The sequence below is a fragment of the Peribacillus simplex genome (assembly GCF_001542915.1).
GTDB lineage: Bacteria > Bacillota > Bacilli > Bacillales > DSM-1321 > Peribacillus > Peribacillus simplex_B.
In genome coordinates this window covers 209,374-225,513 of the sequence record NZ_LNNH01000059.1, presented here as the reverse complement: position 1 = coordinate 225,513, position 16,140 = coordinate 209,374, and the positions used below count along the sequence as shown (strand labels likewise).

Annotated in this window: 15 protein-coding genes; all 15 read right to left on the bottom strand. The window is 45.0% G+C overall.

Annotation, left to right across the window (positions count from 1 at the left end):
• Positions 1 to 62: 62 nt before the first annotated feature.
• Positions 63 to 1,160, bottom strand: coding sequence for an FAD-dependent oxidoreductase (locus AS888_RS24715; protein WP_061144723.1), 1,098 nt, complete (start codon positions 1,158 to 1,160; stop codon positions 63 to 65).
• Complete coding sequence (locus AS888_RS24710) at positions 1,157 to 2,500, bottom strand: MFS transporter (RefSeq protein ID WP_260320353.1); 1,344 nt, start codon at positions 2,498 to 2,500, stop codon at positions 1,157 to 1,159. Before AS888_RS24710 ends, AS888_RS24715 begins: the two co-directional genes overlap by 4 nt.
• 219 nt (positions 2,501 to 2,719) lie before the next feature.
• Entirely contained in the window at positions 2,720 to 3,466 is a 747-nt protein-coding gene (locus tag AS888_RS24705) for a GntR family transcriptional regulator (protein WP_081092587.1), read from the bottom strand.
• The gene (locus AS888_RS24700; protein ID WP_061144721.1) at positions 3,463 to 4,155 is read right to left on the bottom strand and encodes a 3-oxoacid CoA-transferase subunit B; all 693 of its coding nucleotides are present in this window, start codon (positions 4,153 to 4,155) and stop codon (positions 3,463 to 3,465) included. Before AS888_RS24700 ends, AS888_RS24705 begins: the two co-directional genes overlap by 4 nt.
• Complete coding sequence (locus AS888_RS24695; RefSeq protein WP_061144720.1) at positions 4,148 to 4,843, bottom strand: 3-oxoacid CoA-transferase subunit A; 696 nt, start codon at positions 4,841 to 4,843, stop codon at positions 4,148 to 4,150. Before AS888_RS24695 ends, AS888_RS24700 begins: the two co-directional genes overlap by 8 nt.
• Before the next feature lie 16 nt (positions 4,844 to 4,859).
• Entirely contained in the window at positions 4,860 to 5,810 is a 951-nt protein-coding gene (locus tag AS888_RS24690) for an MBL fold metallo-hydrolase (protein ID WP_061144719.1), read from the bottom strand.
• 70 nt (positions 5,811 to 5,880) lie between these two features.
• Positions 5,881 to 7,611 (bottom strand): CocE/NonD family hydrolase, encoded by a 1,731-nt coding sequence (locus AS888_RS24685; RefSeq protein WP_061144718.1) that lies wholly within the window; start codon positions 7,609 to 7,611, stop codon positions 5,881 to 5,883.
• A gap of 89 nt (positions 7,612 to 7,700) precedes the next feature.
• Positions 7,701 to 8,096 carry a Zn-ribbon domain-containing OB-fold protein gene (locus AS888_RS24680; RefSeq protein ID WP_260320349.1) on the bottom strand — a complete coding sequence of 132 codons (396 nt, stop codon included), beginning with the start codon at positions 8,094 to 8,096 and terminating at the stop codon, positions 7,701 to 7,703.
• 27 nt (positions 8,097 to 8,123) lie between these two features.
• The gene (locus AS888_RS24675) at positions 8,124 to 9,287 is read right to left on the bottom strand and encodes a thiolase domain-containing protein (RefSeq protein ID WP_061144716.1); all 1,164 of its coding nucleotides are present in this window, start codon (positions 9,285 to 9,287) and stop codon (positions 8,124 to 8,126) included.
• 59 nt (positions 9,288 to 9,346) lie between these two features.
• Positions 9,347 to 10,360, bottom strand: coding sequence for a phosphotriesterase family protein (locus AS888_RS24670; protein ID WP_081092586.1), 1,014 nt, complete (start codon positions 10,358 to 10,360; stop codon positions 9,347 to 9,349).
• Between the two features lie 20 nt (positions 10,361 to 10,380).
• Complete coding sequence (locus AS888_RS24665; RefSeq protein ID WP_061144715.1) at positions 10,381 to 11,418, bottom strand: phosphotriesterase family protein; 1,038 nt, start codon at positions 11,416 to 11,418, stop codon at positions 10,381 to 10,383.
• Positions 11,419 to 11,987: 569 nt separating this feature from the next.
• A complete protein-coding gene (locus tag AS888_RS24660; RefSeq protein WP_155645604.1) occupies positions 11,988 to 13,193 on the bottom strand; it encodes an FAD-dependent monooxygenase in 1,206 nt (401 codons plus the stop codon).
• Between the two features lie 107 nt (positions 13,194 to 13,300).
• On the bottom strand, positions 13,301 to 14,413 hold the full coding sequence (locus AS888_RS24655; protein WP_185113164.1) for a cupin domain-containing protein: 1,113 nt from the start codon (positions 14,411 to 14,413) through the stop codon (positions 13,301 to 13,303).
• A gap of 33 nt (positions 14,414 to 14,446) precedes the next feature.
• Complete coding sequence (locus AS888_RS24650; RefSeq protein ID WP_260320348.1) at positions 14,447 to 14,938, bottom strand: DinB family protein; 492 nt, start codon at positions 14,936 to 14,938, stop codon at positions 14,447 to 14,449.
• A complete protein-coding gene (locus AS888_RS24645; RefSeq protein ID WP_061144713.1) occupies positions 14,938 to 15,885 on the bottom strand; it encodes a fumarylacetoacetate hydrolase family protein in 948 nt (315 codons plus the stop codon). The genes AS888_RS24650 and AS888_RS24645 overlap by 1 nt, the downstream gene beginning before the upstream one ends.
• Between the last annotated feature and the right edge of the window lie 255 nt (positions 15,886 to 16,140).

Genomic DNA, 16,140 nt, shown 5'->3' with positions numbered 1-16,140 from the left:
TTTATTCTGGCTGTTCATCAAGGACATTCGCTTCGAATTCGGATGAACAATACCCTTGACTTTTAGAAATGCGCTTTTTCCGGGAATGCTGTCTCCGCTTCATCAGTTGGAAACAGTCTGGATAAATTCTGGTATAGCTTCGTAATTGGTTTACGTTGCTTTTCGTAATTTTGTAATGCTTCTTCAGCTGTTTCAGCTTTAGCAATCGCTTCTGCTAATGCATCTGCGTCTTGGATGGCCATGTTCGCCCCTTGCCCCTGATTGTGAAGCATTGCGTGAGCAGCATCACCTATCAATGTTACACATTTGGTGCTCCACTTATCCATTGGTTCAATGTCACATAACGGACGAGTTACGATATCTTCCAAATTAATATTTTCAATGATTTTTTGAATGGTAGGGCCAAAGCCTTTAACACTCTCCATGATTAGTTCCTTCGTCATTTCCGGACGCCATGCGAACTTACCCGGAACTGTAATATCAACAGATACTTGCTTTCGGCACTCTAGTGGCAATAAATAAACTGAATTCTTACCATCAACATAAATACGCAAGATGTTTTCTTCCGAAGACATGCCAAGTACTGCATCATTAGAAATCAAGGCACGGTGTGCTAGATATCCAGAAAATATTGGATCATGTTGACCCAATACTTGTGCACGAATGGGGGAACGGATCCCATCAGCCGCGACGACGATATCCGCTTCAATTATTTTGCCATTGGCAAATTTTACTTCCGCATGGTCGCCGTTATCAATCACTTCCGTTAACCGGTGGTTTAAATGAAGTTGATCTGCTGGAATATGAGCTATTAAGGTATCCAATAAATCTGCACGATGAATCAACCGGGCATATGCCTCTGATTTATCATCCGTTAAAACCGGCCATGCTTCTTTAATGAATACTTGGTCATCTCCGGCTATGATTTCCATGAAGTCACTTCGTGAGGTTAATCGCTCTATATCCTCATATAAACCCCATTTTTTGAAGCAATTCACGCTCGGCGGACGAATACCGATCCCCGCACCAACCTCTCCCAAAGCTGGTGCCTGCTCATATACATCGGCCCGGATTCCCTTTGCTTTTAATGCTACCGCAGCTGATGAACCACCAATGCCGCCTCCGATAATGGCAATCCTTAATTCCGATTTAGATTTCATAAATATTCCCCTCCCAAGCCATTTCTTTTATTCTTCTTTTTATTGTAAGATGCAAATTTTAAAGGAACAAATGAAAATGCAATAGCCGCAACAATGCCTGGAATCGCAAACGAAATGAAATTCATTTGAACCGATAAATCAAGAGATAAAAGTATACCGCCAAATGTTGGGCCAATGATTCCTCCGATCCTGCCAATTCCAGAAGCAAGGCCCACAGCTGTTGATCGCATTAATGGAGGATAATAATGAGAAACAAAGGAGTAAGATATGTTTTGAGCCCCCATTGTACAGGCGCCAGTAATCGCCACCAGCACATATAATATAAACATGTTATTTTTAAAACCGAGAAGCATCAAGCAAATGGAAGCAATTATAAACATCGGAACGATTATTTTTCTAACACCATATTTATCTGCAAGACTACCAAGGATTAGCGTTCCGATGATGGCCCCGATATTCAATACAATCACAAAGCTTAAAGAGGAAGCTAGAGCATAACCGGCACTGAACATCAAATTAGGTAGCCAAATAGTTAATCCATTAATCATTAACAAACACATGAAGAAGGCAATCCAGATCATCACCGTCCCTAATGCCCGACCATCTTTGAATAACCCAATGACCGGGGAGCCGGAACCTTTTCGATTGCTTATGGCTTCAAATTCGAAGTCCGAGGTAAGTAAGGACTTGTTATTCACCTTTGAAAGAACTGAACGAAGCTCGTCCACTCTCCCTTTCATCAGGAGTATTGCTGGTGAATCATGAAAATGCTTGACCATGAACGGAATAAGTATAAGGGGAATTGCCGCTACCAAAAATACACTCTTCCATCCTATTAGAGGCATAACGTATATTCCAATCAGGGCGGCAAAAATACCGCCTACGGAAAAGCAGCACATCACGATCGAGACCAACATGTTATGCTTGTTTTTCGGTGCATACTCCGTCAATAAGGCGATCACATTCGGCAAGACACCGCCTATGCCCACTCCGGCAACAAACCTGAAAACAGAAAACACAGTTGGGCCGTTTGCAAATGCACAGAAAACCGTAAAGATGCTAAATAGGAACACACATAAGATAAGGATATTTTTCCTTCCAAAATTATCAGCCAAAATGCCGAAGATGATAGCTCCCAGCATCATCCCAAGGAATCCGTAACTGCCAATGGCTCCTGCTTGTACAGGCGATAGCTTCCATTCCTCCATCAGGACAGGCAAGACGGAGCTATATATAACTAGATCGAACATATCAAAAGTAATGATCAAGCAGCAGCCTATCAATATCCTAAAATGAAAGCGGTTAAATTCCGCTTCATTCACAATGTCGGTAATGTTCATTCGAGACACCCCAGATCCCCCTGTCGTATAAAGTACAGGCTAATGATTTGACATCACGTTTATCCTATTATGAAACAGTGACAAACTCCAAAACTCCCCATTGAATCATGGAGCTTGTCCGCAACTTTGATGGCAAATTGCCTTTAAAGATGTTTTCCAACATCACGGGCCGTATGAATATGGATACCTTCCTGAATTTCCAGCAAAATATTGTGTCGCTTAACGGTTTACGGTGAAAGAAAACTTATAATCGTCCGCTATATGAACTGCCCTTCTCCACCCGATGAGGCGATCATTTCTGGAATACAGCTTCGTCTCTATAATGAGAGCTGGGTCGCCGCTGTTGATGCCGAGAATCTCCGCCTCCATAGCATTCGCACCTGACGCGCAGATCAGGTGGTCACCACGGGAAATGAAAATCCCCTGTTCTCTCTCAAGAAGCACGAAAACACTTTCAGCTTCCTCAAGTTCCTGTGCATTTGGCAGGAAGTCCTCCGAGACGGCAAGGTAGGTTTGAGTCCATACTAGCGGCTTCCCTTTAAGCAAGATTAATCGAGATGTTCTCAAAACAGTATCACTCGGCTCGAGTCCAAGGATTGCGCACAGTTTCTCAGTAGGCAACACACGATCCACACTTAATATTTTTGAAGTGCATTCCAATCCTTGATCGCGAAGGAAACCAACCAATCCCCCTAACTCCAGTCCTTGAGGACGAACAGGAAGTGCCTGAACAGGGAAGGTGCCTTTCGCCCGCTCCCGGTACACGTAACCCTCATTGGCCAATTCCTTCAGTGCTTGGCGTACAGGAGCCCGGCTCACATGAAAACGTTGGACAAGCTCTTGCTCGGTGCTGAACGGACGCCCTGTCACCCCTTCTGCAGCCTGAAGCTCTTTAATGAGGATTTCCTTGATTTGTTTATAAATGGGCACAGATGAACTACGATCAATCGTATATTTTTTTATCATTTCTTTACCTCCAAAAACTCTGCTTTTACATGACTTGATGCACGGATCTTGAGGGGAGCGGCCGTACAGTCCTGGACATGTTCGAACGTAACGCCTGGGGCGAGTTCATGAACGAAAAGACCATCCTCCGTCACGTCGATCACCGCCAGGTTTGTATAAATGCGGTTTACACAGCGCGGAGCCGTCAGTGGATACGAACATTCCTCAACGATTTTCGGCACGCCCTTACTCATATGCTGCATACAAAGGAAGACACGCTTACTGCCAACAGTCAAATCCATCGCACCACCAACACGCCCCAAGGGTGCGTCAGGTAATTTCCAACTGGCAAGATCACCATGCATCGACACTTGGAATGCCCCAAGCACGGCTGCATCAAGGTGTCCTCCGCGTATCATGGCAAAAGATTCTGATTGTGAGAAAAAGCTGCCGCCAGGTTTTAATGTAATTGGTTCCTTGCCGGCATTCACTAAATCCATGTCCTCTTCACCTGGTTCTGGCTTTGGACCCAGCCCCAGAAGTCCATTCTCGCTATGGAGGATGATTTCACGACCTTCCGGGATCACATCAGCCACAAGGGTCGGCAGCCCGATGCCAAGGTTTACGAACCATCCATCTTCCAAGTCCAATGCTACTCGGGATGCCAGTTCCAGCTTGGTCCAACCTATCTCCCGCTTGTCTTCACTCATGCAATAAAACCCTCCCATCGCTTTTTGCTTCCAGTTTAACTAATCGATGCACGTATACGCTTGGAGTTACGATTGTCTCTGGATCGATTTCCCCAACTTCCACGATTTCATCTACCTCAGCGATTGTAGTTTTTGCAGCCGTCGCCATTACCGGATTGAAGTTGCGCTGTGTTTTATGGTAAACAAGATTGCCCCAGCGATCTGCCCGGTGTGCCTTTATAAAAGCGTAGTCACCTTTTATTGCATGTTCCAAGAGATGTAGCCCCTCATTGAAAATACGCGTTTCCTTGCCTTCCCCTAGTTCGGTGTGCGCTGCCGTCGGGGTATAAAAAGCCGGGACGCCTGCTCCGCCAGCACGGATACGCTCCGCCAATGTTCCTTGAGGAACTATTTCCAGTTCGATGCTCCCATCCTTGATTCGCTGAATCAATTCGTTGGCGTGGGGGCCGACAGGGAAAGAGCAAATGATCTTGCGGACTTGGTCATTGCTGATAAGGGCCGCAACGCCATCACGAACTGCGCCAATATTATTGGATACGACAGTCAAATCCTTTGCCCCTTGCTTTGTAAGGGCTCCAACAAGGTGTGATGGCAGCCCGCTTCCGCCAAATCCGCCCACAAGCAGGGTTGCACCATCTTGCAAATCAGCAATAGCTTTTGCTGCGCTTTCATATTTCTTTTGGATCATCCCGGTTTTCCTCCTTTCATGTATTATGGGTACCAATCAATTCTTCTTCATATCCATTCAGTGTAACAAAGAAAGCACAAGGCAGGTGACTTGGATTGCCTGTATAATTCAATTCAGCTGCAATTGATCGAAAGGGCCCATACATCCCAATATTGTCATTGGTTGGGGCATTTCCGTTCACATGCCGACGGACAGCATGAGCTAACTTCGCGTCCATCTCAAGACTCTCTTTAAGAACCGCGGTAACCTCGTCTCCGACAAATTGCTGACTGAGCACCTTTCCCTTACCGTCAAGGAAGTGATGACCTAAGTAAAGGCGCTTCGGGCGGACCTCCTCAAGAAGATGCCGTATGCTTTGTCGATATAAAGCGGGGTGTTCAATCGTAGGAATCCCACTCTGTGCCCCTCCGTATATTTGCACAGCATCAGCTGCAAATGCCCATCCCAAGCCATCAAGCACGTAAGTCACAGATCCGATTGAGTGTCCTGGTGTTTCCACTACCGTGATCGATACGTCTCCGCCAAGTGAAATCATATCGGCATCTACTACCTCTACCGTTGGTTCCAAATTCCCGCCGATATCATTCATTAGAATCGCCGCATGCTTCTCCTGGATTTCAGGGTCCAGGTATTTTCCTTGAAGACGATTATAATCAGTGATATGTTTTGTCCGATCTCGCAGTAAATAGGCTTCCTTTTTTGGAATAACAACTTTTGCACGGCCACCGGTTTTCTCCCATACCTTGCTGGCACCTCCTAAATGGTCAACATGGCCGTGGGTTAGGAGAATCCAGCGGATATCGTCGATTCTAAAGCCATGCTCAGCAAGGACTGTTTCGATTTCACAGGAAGCCGAAGAGGCAATGCCGGTATCGATAAGTGCTGGCTCGGGTGCGTCGAGAAAATAGACATAAGCAGAGGTCGGTCCAAATTTACATTCGATCGGAATGATGCGTACCGAATCCATGTTGATCACTCCTCTATTGAATTTATAATCACGTCCCTTTTATGCTAAGAACGGGTCGCAGCCGAAGGATTCACTTTTTTGCTTTCCCATATACAACATCAGTAGGTTTGTTCAAAACATTGAACTCCTTTGGAATGACTGGCAACACTAAACGGGATTGATGATCTTTATCTCGATAGATTTTATGCATTGTTGCACGGCCACTAGGTAAATGATAGCTATCAGGGGGCAACATCTTGGCATCCTCCCCATCCAGCGGTTCGTTACATGCAAGCTCCAATTCAATTCGATGACCAGGTTTAATTAAGAAGGAGAATGGATATAAACGAATCGCGTACTCGATGATTTCACCGGGCGTTACTGGTACTCCCCGGTCATGCGGGTGCCATGGCTCGCCAAATTTCGATTTTTCCACATCCAATTCCCGATGGGATGCTTTTAAATAGCCAGAAGTCATCAAGGTACGTGTTCCGCTTGGGTTTACATCATAAAGCTTTGCGATAAGGTTCGTATCGTCCGTATCGATTTCAACATGTACATATAAGGCACCTGTTCCTGTCATTTCAACAGGTTCGAGGAATCTATCACTTGTCCATTTAATTTTCTCAGATGTTGTCGTTACCGTTAATGGCGCTTGATAGAACCCATCCGGATGGGCATATTCAGAAGCCAATGGCTCAGGATTATCACTAATTTTGTGCCGTGGACGTAAGAAGAACTCTTTCTTCTCTTCAAATGGCAATGGCCAGTGGTCTTCACCGCGCCATTTATTAGAGCCTTCTACTGAAAACTGAACTGCCGGCTCCTCCATAATACCTGTATCGATTCCTTTTAACCAGTAATCATACCACCGGAACATTTCGTCGTGGCATTCGTGGAAGGGACGCTCCAGCATTGGGGGCAGTGCCTGGATATCGAGCTTTTTTATGCCAGATACTTGTTCGAAGCATTCGATTGTACCTTCGACGTTCCAGCCCCGGCCCCATTTCGCTTGAAAGTAAGTGGGAATCGTTATTTTATGGGCGACTTCTATAGCAGAATCCGCTTTCCAGAACTCGCCATCAAGTGGATTTAATAAATAATCCATCCATAGTTCATGACGATCTTGATAATGAAGCAGGTGGACGAAATCCGACCAATGTGCGATATCAGGATCACGTAAACGATCTTGCGTTTTTTGTTTAAGCTCTTCCTTAGTGAATATTTTTGAGCTCTTGCTCGCTACATTGGTGAATGCATTACCGCTATCACCACCGCGCCCTTCACGAGAGGCACGCGGCATTAACCACATAATCCCTCCGTGATAGCAAAGTTCATAAAGGTCGAAGTGCCCCCCATTTGCAAAGATTGCCTTTAAGTGTGGAGGGTGTTCGGCTGCTCCTAATATTTGCACTGATGCAAAGTACGAAATGCCGATTATACCGATGTTGCCGTCGCACCAGTCTTGCTCTGCCAACCATTCAACGAGGTCGTAAATGTCTTTGCCATCGCCATGACCGCCAGAGTTATAATTCCCGCACATCTGACCTTCCGAGGCACCTGTACCACGCACGTCGGCAATGATATGGGCATACCCTCGTGATACCACTTCACGAATATCACCAGCTTCAATCGCTCCGTTCCAAAGATGACTTGGGCGAGCTTGTGGAGGTAAAGTTAAAGCTTGTGCTTGCAATTCCTTGCCGTATGGACTAAGCGCAAGCAATGCTGGTACTTTACCAGTTCCTTCGGGACGGTATATATCTGCGGCGATATGCAAGCCGTCACGCATAAGAATGCGAGCATCCTTAGTGATGATCATCTTAATTCACTCCTCTCCTGAATCCTTTCGAATATGTTATGAATCTTGATATGAAAATCATTGCTGAATAACCTAAGTATGAAAGTCTACTAGCTATTTTCAGTCATAGAGGGAGTGAAGCACGGTACACACGGACCAGGGTTATTTTGATTGCCACTTTGCATGAATGCCACTTTCACTCGTTGATCAATGTGAAGTTCGTCCAAATCACAGTCGATAATATTCGTCATCATCCTGGGACCTTCATCTAGCGTGACGAAGGCGATCACATATGGGCTCCCTTTTCGCATAACACTATATGTGTATATTGTCCCCGTTCCTTTCGCTTCTTTCCATGTCGTTTTTTCACTTTTGCAAAACGGGCATAGCACACGTGGATAATGATGATATTCACCACAAGATTCACAGTGTTTAATGATTAATTTACCTTCTGCAGCTGCCCTCCAATATTCTTCATGTTCTGGATGGGTTTCCGGTATTGCCATTATTCTGGATTCATTGGCTGCCATAAGCTACACCCTTTCCAAGATCAATGTTGCACTGCCATGTCGACTTGCGAGGCCGCCACCAGTACCATGAACCAGTGCAAGATCACAATTGTTCACCTGGACCTTTGGATGTGACTCTCCACGGAGTTGCCGCACAGCCTCTATCAGTTTAATCATGCCGCCTCGACCCGAAGGATGGTTGTTATTCAACCCGCCGCCATCTGTATTGATGGGAAGTTTGCCAACACCAGAAATCAGGTTTCCATCGGCAACGAATTTACCGCCTTCGCCCTTTTTGCAGAAACCTAAATCCTCAAGCTGCATCAACACCGTGATCGTAAAGCTATCATAGATTGATGCATACTTAATATCTTGTGAATTTACCCCGGCTTCGGCAAAAGCTGATGCCCCCGACCGTACTGCACCACTATAAGTAAGATCAGCCTTGCCTCCCAAAAGCCCCTTGGATGATTCTCCTGCACCCAACACCCTGATAAGGGGACGATTGAGGCTTTTGGCAATTTCAGGGCTTACGACAATAATAGCACCGCCGCCATCACTGACCACACAGCAATCCAATCGATGCAATGGATCGGCAATCATGGGGGAAGAAAGCACATCTTCTACGGTTACTACATCACGCAGCATCGCATTTGGGTTATGCTTGGCATGATGGGAAGCTGCAACTTTTACCCATGCAAGCTGTTCACTTGTTGTACCATATTCGTGCATATGACGCATGGTAGCCATTGCATACTCATTTACAGCTGTCGGACCATAAGTTAGTTCAAAAGGTGCTTCAGGGACATTTACTCCGACAATCTTTTGTTTTACACCGCTTCTTCCTTCTGAGCGGGGACGGCCCCCCATCGTGATCAAGGCAACATTGCATTTTCCAGATATTATCGCCTGGGCGGCATGTGAAACGTGCGCAATATATGAAGACCCCCCTGTATCTGTCCCATCTGCATGCCGGACATCAAGGCCTAGGTAATCGACCATGGAGTGGACGCCTCCAGGTGCGTCACCCGCACAGAAATAGCCATCGACATCTGCAAATGAGAGTCCAGCATCAGCCAATGCACCTTTGGCACATTCAGCATGTATGGCTGAAACCGACTTATCAGGGGCTTTACGCATTGGATGTTCGAATGCTCCCGCGATATAGGCCCTTCCTTTTATAGTCATCTTTGCTCCCCCCTGTTAGTCTAGTTAAATCAGATGTTCAGCTCTCAATAATAATTGCGTCAGCTTTTGATAATAGGAACACATCCAATATCGTTATTTGATAACGGATTTGCTTTCAAACTAGGTTCTTGCATGGTAAGGAAATTTGCAGGAGTACGTACTAATAATTGGTCAAATACATCTTCAGCGACACCAGCTTTCCGAAGGTCGGGGATGAATTCTTCAAACAAGTAGTTTACAGAGTGTCCCTTTAACCCTGGCCAGCCTAGTGCACAGCAGTTAGCATCGGCTGAAATCACAGCCCGTTCAAGAAAGCCTTTTTCGAGGAAAGAAAGAAAATGCTTAACACGGTCTTGACGGGGACGTGACCAATATGGCGCATTTTCCATCTCCTTGTCGTAACCAATCGTGTCGAAACCTACATATCCGCCTCGGCTTGCGATCATTTTATCACGCTCTTCATCGGCATCTTGACCAACATCTGCATGGCCCATTAGTACACGATTTAGAGGCAACCCTTCGGATTCAAAAATGTCAATCGCCAGTTCCGGTTCTGTTGATAAGTGTGTAATGATTGGGACACCTGTTTTCACTGCAGCACGTGCAGCTGCCCGATAGATGCGTTGATCCAGTTCACTTAAGCCTTCTCGGCTGACGCCTACTTTAACAGCGCCAGCTTTTGCGCTTGTACCATCGATCCCCACCGTGATTTCATGTATGAATAAGTTTGTCAAATACTCAACTGTTTTGTTACGGAAATAGGGCAACGCTGAATCCCCTGCTACAAAACCTGTAACGGCCACGATATTGACGCCAGTTCTGCGAGAAAGCACCTGGAAATATTCGATGTCACGCCCATTTCCGATGCCTGTACAATCAACGAATGTTTTACCGCCATGTTCACGAAAGCGCCGCAACTTTTGAATGGTAACGTCAAATGCTTCTTCAGGCTTTTTCCACCACTGAGTATCCAAGTCACATCCAGGAAGACCAAAACCAATATGTTCATGCATTGCAGTGATTCCTAGATCTTCTGACGCGATCGGACCTAAAACCGTATTTACCTTCCCCATAACAGATTCCCTCCTCGCATTTATTTTTGCTTTGATCCCGCGGCAGTTTCCCTTTTGACAGTTGCAGGGGCATCAACAGCCAGTACACGCTGCGGATTTTCTTCTAACAATATACGGATTTCTTCATTCAATACTCCTGCTTGACGCAGGATCGGAACGAATTGTACTAGTAGGTAATTGAAGTCCATATCCTTTGTTTCATGACCTTTTGCACAGCCAACGGCATTCGTTGAAATCAAGACACGTTCACCTAGGCCTTTTTCGAATAGTTCTGCAATTAACCGAGCACGCTCCCTATCATCTATATAGCCTTCTCGTGTAGACCAGCCAACATGGTCTAAAGCAACATACGCACCACGTTCCGCCACAGCAAACGCTTCTTTACGTTTAACTGCATCCAAACGGTCAAGTCCCCCGATGATGACGCGGTGCGGTTCAATGCCTTCGCTTAATACCATTTCCAAATCTTTCAGGGCATTTGCACCATATTGCAAGGATACCGGCACTCCTGTTGCCATTCCAGTTTGTGCACAGCCGCGGAAAAGATTCTCTTCAATTTGGACAATCCCACTTTGAGTTGCAATGGATGTCACAATCCCTGCAGGACCTGATCGTTCCACACGCGGAACGACAATTCCTTCCATCACCTCTTTTATAAACAAACCAGCAAATTGTTCAGCTGGCCAAGGTGTTGGTGGATGAGTTTGCGGGGTAGTGAAATACCCACTTAGCATCCGTTCTGGTCCTAAGCCTGTTGAAGCTACGATATGTACCCCTGTCGTCTTGGAAAGCGTTTCATAAAGCTTGACGTCACGGCCATGGAACATCCCGCGATGATCTACAATCGTTTTTCCGCCACTGCGACGGAATTCCGTTAATTTACGATGTAAGATATCAAAAATCTTACTCTTGTCCATATCAATTTCCGGAGCATATTCCGCTCCAGGCATAACAGAAAGAAGTGATTCATGAATAAGCACAACGCCTAGTTCTTGAGCTGGCACCAATCCCAGTACCGTCCGAACAGAGCCCGAACGATGTTCTACATGTTCTACCATTGTTAAACCTCCTTTATTTCATAAAAGGTGCTGTGTAACTGGAGAAGACCATTTTGTAAAAAATCCAGATTCTTTCCGTTCTGTAGATTCATAGAAACAAAGACTTTCATTTACAACAATAAAGGAAATCAATGCTTCCTTTTCTCTGGAAACCCAAATGGAACCGCTCTCTTTCCCATAAAATAAAACATCTCTCAACTTCTTAATATCATATTATAATATTGTTATACCAAAGTCAAACAACATTCTTATTTTTCTGAATAAAAAGAATAAAACTATAAAATGGCGGTTATAGGTGATTAAAATAAATACTATTAAATTCTTTTACGGAGAATGAGCTCTACATCAAACGGGGCGAATGCCTTTGTCCATTTTATTTCATGTGTATATTAGTCAGCGCAGTATTTTAATTCTTTCTACTTTCAAGAAAAGGTCGGCTTATATCCCTTTTTCAGTCGTACCATTTAGAAAGTATGGTTCGATAACCAGCAAAAAAGCCTTTTTTCCAAAAGGAAAAAAGGCAAAATTCTTTGTAAAATATCTAACTTCCCGATTTCCAAAGAAACAAATCAACTGATGCTTTCACGGGCCTTTTTATTATATCCATGGAATTCATCAATGAATTTGAAATCCTTACCCGTGCGACTTGATAGGATGGTATCCCGGAGGAGAATGCCGGCGTCAGTCGTATTGTGGATGATTTCCCCCCACATTCTTGCACTGCTCTGAACATTTGCCGTTCGAGGAATGCGTTCTTCTTGATACTCCATGAAAGCTTGTTCAATGTCCTGATCATGCTTGTGCAGCATATCCGTCAAATAAGCTGCATCCTCTAAAGCCTGGCAGGCTCCTTGCGCCAAGTATTGAAGCATCGGATGAGCAGCATCCCCCATAAGCGTAATCCTGCCTTTAGTCCAATTATCAATTGGCAGGCGGTCATACATCGGCCAGCGACGTTGACGTTGAATGAATGAAATTGCATTTTGGACAAGCTCGCAAGTCCCTGCAAAAACACGATCCATTTCATCCGGTGTTCCCCAGTGATTGGTTTGTTCATTTTCTTTTGTGTATTGAGAGCTCTTGAAGACCACTACTTGATTGTACAGTTCTCCCCTTCTAACCGGATATTGAACAAGATGAAGATTTGGCCCGATCCACATATACACATCATCCAAATCTCCATGGCTTGTTACCTCATCCATCGGAATCGCTCCCCGATAAGCCACATATTGCGAGCAGACCGGTTGATCTTCCACTAGCAGTTTACGCGCATTTGACCATAATCCATCTGCACCGATTACGGCCGTTCCGATATGTTGGGCTCCGTCCGCAGCAGTAACGGAAACTTCACCGCCATGTTCCTCCGCTTCAATGATGGTCTGGTTGGTCACCAGCTCGATGAACGGGTTGCTTTCACAGGCTTCTGCCAGTACTTTATGCAGATCGGAACGGTGCAAAACAACGTACGGCGCCCCATATCTTTCTTTATAAACATTACCTAAATCCAAGGCGGAAAGCTCCTTGCCCGAGAAAGCATCCATCAGTACCAACCTTTTCGGAAAGACTGCAATTTCGTTAATTTTATCCATCACACCCAAGCGCTGTAACACATTGGTTGCGTTCGCAGCCAGTTGAATTCCTGCACCAATTTCCCCAAATTCAGGCGCTTGTTCCAACACTTTGACATATTGTTTCGTTTCTGCAATGCCAAGAGCCGTTGCCAATCCGCCTATTCCACCGCCGATAACAATGAATGGCTTATTTTCTCTGTTCATCATTCATTCCCCCCTAAATCAGTTAAGATGCTGCACCGCTTAATGGTAAACGCTTTCAATCGACCTCTTGGCCATGGGCTGAATACCCTCATTCCTCTGGAACGGTTTTATACCAGCACAGGTTTAAATTCACGTTCAACCTTTTGGTACCCATTATTTGCGTCAAATGCCTGTTGCTGTTCCAAGTCGAATCTCTCCATGATTGGAAGATCATTGACCGAGAATAGGTAGGAATCCACTTCTGCAACGTGCTCATGCCAAGCCCAATTCGGAACGACGAAATAATCTCCCTTAGACCAATCAAAACGAACGCCATTAATGACCGTATACCCTGTACCTTGATGTACTTGATAGATGGTAGAATGGGTATGGCGATGAGCTTTGGTATGAAAACCTTGCGGCAGCTTTTGCATCCAAGCTCCCATTGTAGGGTTGGCGGTTTGCCCGTTTGAAGGGTTGATATATTCTACGGCAAAACCTTCATATGGATCTGGATCGAAATTCATCAATCCTTCAATCGCAGATTGGGTGCCTTCCCATTTGTAATTGGCAAGTGGAGCCACTTGTGAATAACGATCGGATACAGGACGCACCATTCCGCCATGATAACGCAGTTCTGAAAAATTATCCGGACGTTTAGGCGTTTCGATTCGATCAGGATACGGTTCAAAAAAAGTGCCGCCTATGGAATAAATGGTCGGGATATCTAGGGCATCCATCCAAATCATCGGTTTATCTCCAATATGGCCATGACCATGCCATAAATTTTTAGGTGTAATCAAGAAATCTCCCTCTTCCATGAAGATCCTTTCCCCCTGGACGATGGTGTAGGCCCCCTCCCCGTTCGTTATGAATCGCAGGGCACTTTGGGAATGACGGTGGGAAGGAGCCACTTCACCTGGCAGCAATAATTGAACCGCTGCATAAAGCGTTTGTGTGGTAGAAGCCCATCCCCATGGCTTGCGATAAGTTAAGCCTGGGTTTTGAAAATAGATGGCCCTTCGCTCCCCTCCACGGTCGGGCGTAAAAATTTCAGCGGCTTCCAACAACTTTTTTGTCAATAGCTCCTCTTTCCATAAATAAGCCTCCGCATGAGGTTTGGGCTCATGGTCCATCAGAGCTGGAATGGCTTCCCACAGAGGGCCTAAATTGTACTGCTGGATATCCTTTGTAAAATCTTTTACGATTGCACTATTCATGTATTCTAGTTTTTCAGACACAATTATCCCTACCTTCTTTTTTAACTATCGTCATTACATTTTTGAAAGATTTCGCTTGATCTGTCCATAGTGTCCTGATATGTGTTCATCGATGAAGTGATCAACAATATAAGAAATGGGTTTATTTCCGAATTTAATAAAGTTCCGATGTGGTGACTCTATAGATAGCGTTTCTTCATCTAAATTCCCGAGCACGCTCTCCACTTCATCTTTGAGCTCCTCCACATGTTTTTTGACATCATCGACAGAAAGCCGTTCCGTATCGGTAACTGCTGCCAATCGGGCCGGATCCTGCAATCCGCGGCCCCATTTGGAGCCAGGCATAGCCACTACCGTTTGCACTTCACCTAACCAATAAGGAATGGCTTCCGCTATATGGGAAAGTATTTGCAAGATTGACCATTCATCTTCTGTAGGGTTACAGCGGATCGTTTCTTCAGGAAGGTTTTTGGTCGTTTCCAGAATATGGTCTATCGATTGCTGAATTGATGCAATCGATTTTGCGATGTTCTGAGAAGCCATCATCATTTCCCCTCCCCGGCACGACTCACACGATTTTCAAGATAACCTATTTTGTCGATTTCGATCTTGACTACATCACCATCTTTTAAGAATGCTTGTGGATCGCGGGCCACTCCTACCCCACCCGGTGTTCCAGTGAGGACAATGTCACCAGGTTCCAGAGTCATTAAGTTCGATAGGAATTCGACTAAATATTTCACGTCGAATACGAAGTTGGCTGTATTCGTTTTTTGGCGTTCTTCTCCATTAACAGTCAACCGAACATTTAAACCAGATGGATCGGGCAGCTCATCGGAAGTGACTAACCAAGGTCCCATCGGAGCACTTCCTTCAACGGTTTTTCCTTGAAGCCATTCAAGGGTGCGGCGTTGGATATCACGATACGTAACATCATTGGCAATCGTATAACCTGCTACATAATCAAGTGCTTCCTCTTGAGAAACATTTCGTGCCCTTTGACCGACGACAAAAGCGAATTCCGCTTCATAATCAAGCTGTTCAGAAATGGGGAAGAACGGAATGTCATCCTGGGGACCGATCACCGTATTGGCGAACTTTGCAAAAACCACTGGGAATGGCGGTAATTCGCGGCCCATTTCAGCGATGTGTTCACGGTAGTTGTGCCCGACACAAATGATTTTCCCCGGCTTTTGGACAGGTGCCTCAAGTTTGATGTTTTCAACATGATGGATCAGCTTATGTCTGAAAGAGTTTCGATTATGGAATGCATGATCTGCAGCCTTTTCGGCGATGGAAAGGCTTTCTCTCCCTCCCTGTAAAAACGCTTCCATTGCGGCTGGAACATACGCCTCGGCAATTTGTTCACTGCGCAGTTTCCCCTCGCTCTCGAGCAACGCTTGATATGCATAGTTCAAGTCAACTATTTCATTATTCGGATAAAGTGCTCCAATACGTGTAAATCCTTCATTGCTGAAAGTTACTAATTTCATTTTCCCTTCTCCTTTTCGCCTTTGTTTTTAATAATTATATAAATAGATAACTTAGTTCACTATTTATATAAATAATAACTTAATTTTCAGAAAAATGTCAAGAATAATCGCCATCATTTTAATAAAAATGGCAGGTTCACCCCCATCATGTGACTTTGATCTGGAGAATGAACGGTTCGGCTCATTTATCTGGCTTCATTCATTAAATTTTTAAAGATTCTGATATACTAGACTTAAAATTAAAACGGGTAGGGA